General features: G+C 42.3%; 2 protein-coding genes and 1 pseudogene. 1 reads left to right on the top strand and 2 read right to left on the bottom strand.

Annotated features, from left to right (window positions below; genetic code table 11):
- Positions 1-24: 24 nt before the first annotated feature.
- A pseudogene (locus LC574_RS32345) lies at positions 25-414 on the top strand (aspartoacylase); the annotation flags it as partial.
- Positions 415-782: 368 nt separating this feature from the next.
- On the opposite strand, the gene LC574_RS32340 reads toward LC574_RS32345, so the two are convergent.
- Together LC574_RS32340 and LC574_RS32335 are read right to left on the bottom strand one after the other, a co-directional pair.
- The gene (locus LC574_RS32340) at positions 783-2,882 is read right to left on the bottom strand and encodes a pentapeptide repeat-containing protein (protein ID WP_229457687.1); all 2,100 of its coding nucleotides are present in this window, start codon (positions 2,880-2,882) and stop codon (positions 783-785) included.
- A 30-nt stretch (positions 2,883-2,912) separates the two neighbouring features.
- On the bottom strand, positions 2,913-3,143 hold the full coding sequence (locus LC574_RS32335) for a hypothetical protein (protein WP_229457686.1): 231 nt from the start codon (positions 3,141-3,143) through the stop codon (positions 2,913-2,915).
- Positions 3,144-3,328: the final 185 nt, after the last annotated feature.

Genomic DNA, 3,328 nt, shown 5'->3' with positions numbered 1-3,328 from the left:
TCAGAGGTTCATAATCTCTAAACCGAAGTTGGTGCTGTAGCTCAGAATATTTTAAACGCTGAATTGTTTCAGCAAACAGAGCAGCTTATCTATGGAATTTTAGACTATTTTGAAGGGTGTAACCAAGGTAATATTCCGCAGATAAATAACACGCTTACACTCTATCAATATATTGGGACTATCGATTATCCTAGAAGCGATCGCCAAGAGATTCAAGCAATGATTCATCCCCAGCTTCAGTTTAGAGATTATGAACCTCTGAATCCCGGTGATCCAATATTTCTGACTTTTGAAGGAAAAGATATTTTATATGACGGAGCGTCTACTGTTTATCCTATTTTTATTAATGAAGCAGCTTATTACGAGAAAGGAATTGCGATGTATTTAACTCAAAAACAACAAGAGGTAGTTTAATTTATTCGTCCTTCTAACCCTTGCTGGGTTATATTGCAATACAGTTCAGTTAGAGCTAAAAGCCTTAAATTGTGTAGGTTGGGGAGCCACTGCGTTGGGCGGGTTTCCCGACTTGAAGCAAGTGGCGTTTGAGGGACGAAACCCAACATTTTCAGGACTTTGTTGGGTTTCACTACGTTCAACCCAACCTACAATTCTCCTTAACTGAACCGTATTGGTTTATATTGAGTGGCGATCGCACTTGCTAATTCCTCCTCAGTTAGCAAGTTTAATTCTGGTTTTACTATGCAAAACCGTCCCTCTTTGAGTCGGAGAGAAACTTGAACTAAAGTTCAAGACAGGAAGAGGTTTGTTGAACTCACGTTAAATTATCCCAAGCCGAATAGTTTTGCGATCGCAGGCAATAATTTATTACCCGCTTCCACCAGAGATGCGATCGCAGGTAAGCCTGTAAATATCCCTTTCAACATGGTGATTGCTGTTTTTGCAGTCTTCTGCTTAGTCGATTCTTGGGGATTTTTCCCCGCTTCTGCCAAAGTTTTCACCTGTTTTAGCGCTTCGGCTTTCTCTTCTTCTGGTAAATATGTGGATTGTATGATTGCATCTTGCAACTGCGACAATAATTCTTTAATTCCTGGTTTCTCGGCATCGGTTGCATCAGGTAACTGATTGAGGGCAATACTCACATTACCGCTAATGGTTCCCAGATTAGCAATAGAATTATTGCCAGCGATACCGCTAACATTACTGCTACCTTGAATATTGATGCCGCTGATATCTGACATATTTGTATTTCCTTGAGTATAAAATTTCGGCTGCTTGAGAGCAGTATCTACCATATTTTCTAAACTAATAATGCGCTTATCTTTTTCTACCAGTAATAATTGCTGACTCTGCGATAAAGCTTTGAGTTGATTATAGTCATCAAAATATTCTGCACTCAGTTGAGATTTATCGCTACCTGCTGCGGTTTTGGCTCTGAGCAAGATTTTATCATCGCCGCGTTTCTCCATTGCCACGATTTCTAACTCGGCTTCGGGATGCTTTTCGGCAAGGTTTTTGAAGGCTATGGCAACGGCGCGAGGGTCAACGCCTTGATTATGATAAAGGTCGAGGGTGTCAAAAATTGGCTGGATAAAGTCGGCAAAATCCCCGTCTGCAAATATCTCTTGTTTATTATCAGGTTTGCGGAGAGGATCGGGGTCTTCTTTGGTGGGTAAGCGCATAAAGACATATTCACACCTCACCCCATGCAATTTAGTTGTATTTGTAATGCCCCAATCTTCAATGTACGCGCCGGTGAGTGTTGCACCTGTTAAATCTGTGCCGTCTAGTTGGGTTTGCTTCAGTTTTGCTCTTGACAAATCGGCATCTTGGAAGTTTGCTTTACTGAGGTCAGCGCCAATAAAGCTAGTATCAGCTAAGTTCGCTGCTTGTAAGTTGATACCCCGCAGGTTTTCACGGTCAAAGTTTTTACCCTGTCCCTGTCCTGTAACTAGCAGTTGACGTACTTGTGAGTTTTGCAGATAAGTTGAGCCAGGACGAACACGGTCAAGCATTTTGGCTTGATACCAACGGGTACAGATAAGGATTGTGTTGCGTAAATCTGTACTTTTGAGTGTGGCTTGGGTGAAATCAGCATTGGTTAAATCAGCACCACGAAAGCTTGTGCCTCCTGTTGCAGCAAAGGCGATCGCAATATTACGAACCAAGGAGTGCTTTTGATTTCCTTTCATAGCTTGCCAACCAATAGAAATGCTAAGTAACACTCCGGCTATGGCTATGAGCAAGCCTATAACTGTGTTGAAGCCGGCTCCGGCTACTACTCCGACTATAGCTACGAGTATGACTATGGCTATGGGAAAGGCTATAGTAAATGCAAAGGTTATGGCAAAGGCTATAGTTCCGCCTACGGCTATGGCTACGGCTACAGCTATGGCTATAACAAAGACTACGGTTATGGTGAAAGCTCCAGTTACGGCTCCGTTGAAGGCTCCACTTCCGGCTATAGCTATGACCCCAGATCCGGCTATGGCTATGCTTTTGGCAAAGCTGAAGGCAAAGGCGAAGCTTCCAGCTACGGCTATGATCAAGGCTACTAATCCTAAAGCAGCTTCTAATCCTTGAGCAATTGTGACGAAGAAAAAGACAATTAATACAATTAAGGAAGTCCAGCTGCCAATCTGATTTTCTAAGCTGGAAGTATCAAATATTGTTGACACTAATAACCCGTTGACATACCATAAGTATCCTGACAGTCCCGACAACAGCCACGAGACAAGGACTAGGAAAATTGCCCAGCGGCGTTGCAGTCCAGCTTTAGCATAGCTGAAGTTTGCACCTGTTAAATTAGCATTAGTGAAATTTGCACCTCGGATGTCAGCATAGTTAAAGTTTGCACCCGCAAGGTCTTGTCTACTTTTGAAGTTGCGTCCTCGGAGATTTTTACCAGAAAAGTCTTCAGGCATATTCCACTTTACAAAGATGAACAAATTTTACTACACGCTCACCCCTGTAAGTTCAAGAATGGTTAGATATTTTTCATTAATGGAGTTCAAAGACTCGTTAACGAGTATCAAAGACTCATCGGCGAGTATCAAAGACTCATCGGCGAGTATTAAAGACTCATTCACGAGTATTAAAGACTCGTCGCCGAGTATCAAAGACTCGTCGGTGAATATCAAAGACTCATTAAGAGTAATCCAAGTAAAAAAATGCCCAATTGTCATTGCGAGGAGGAACGACGAAGCAATCGCAAAAACTACGAGATTATGCGATTACTTCGCTCCGCTATCGCTGCGCTCGTAATGACAATTTATTGGGTCTAGAAAGCTTGTGGAGCGATCGCTAATGCAATCAGCAAATAAACTACCGCGATGGTTAACTATAGGATTGGCATTTCCCATTATTATTC

The sequence above is a fragment of the Nostoc sp. CHAB 5715 genome (assembly GCF_020829685.1).
GTDB lineage: Bacteria > Cyanobacteriota > Cyanobacteriia > Cyanobacteriales > Nostocaceae > Nostoc.
The sequence above is the reverse complement of the archived record's forward strand: the minus strand, read 5'-3'. Positions and strand labels throughout refer to the sequence as shown.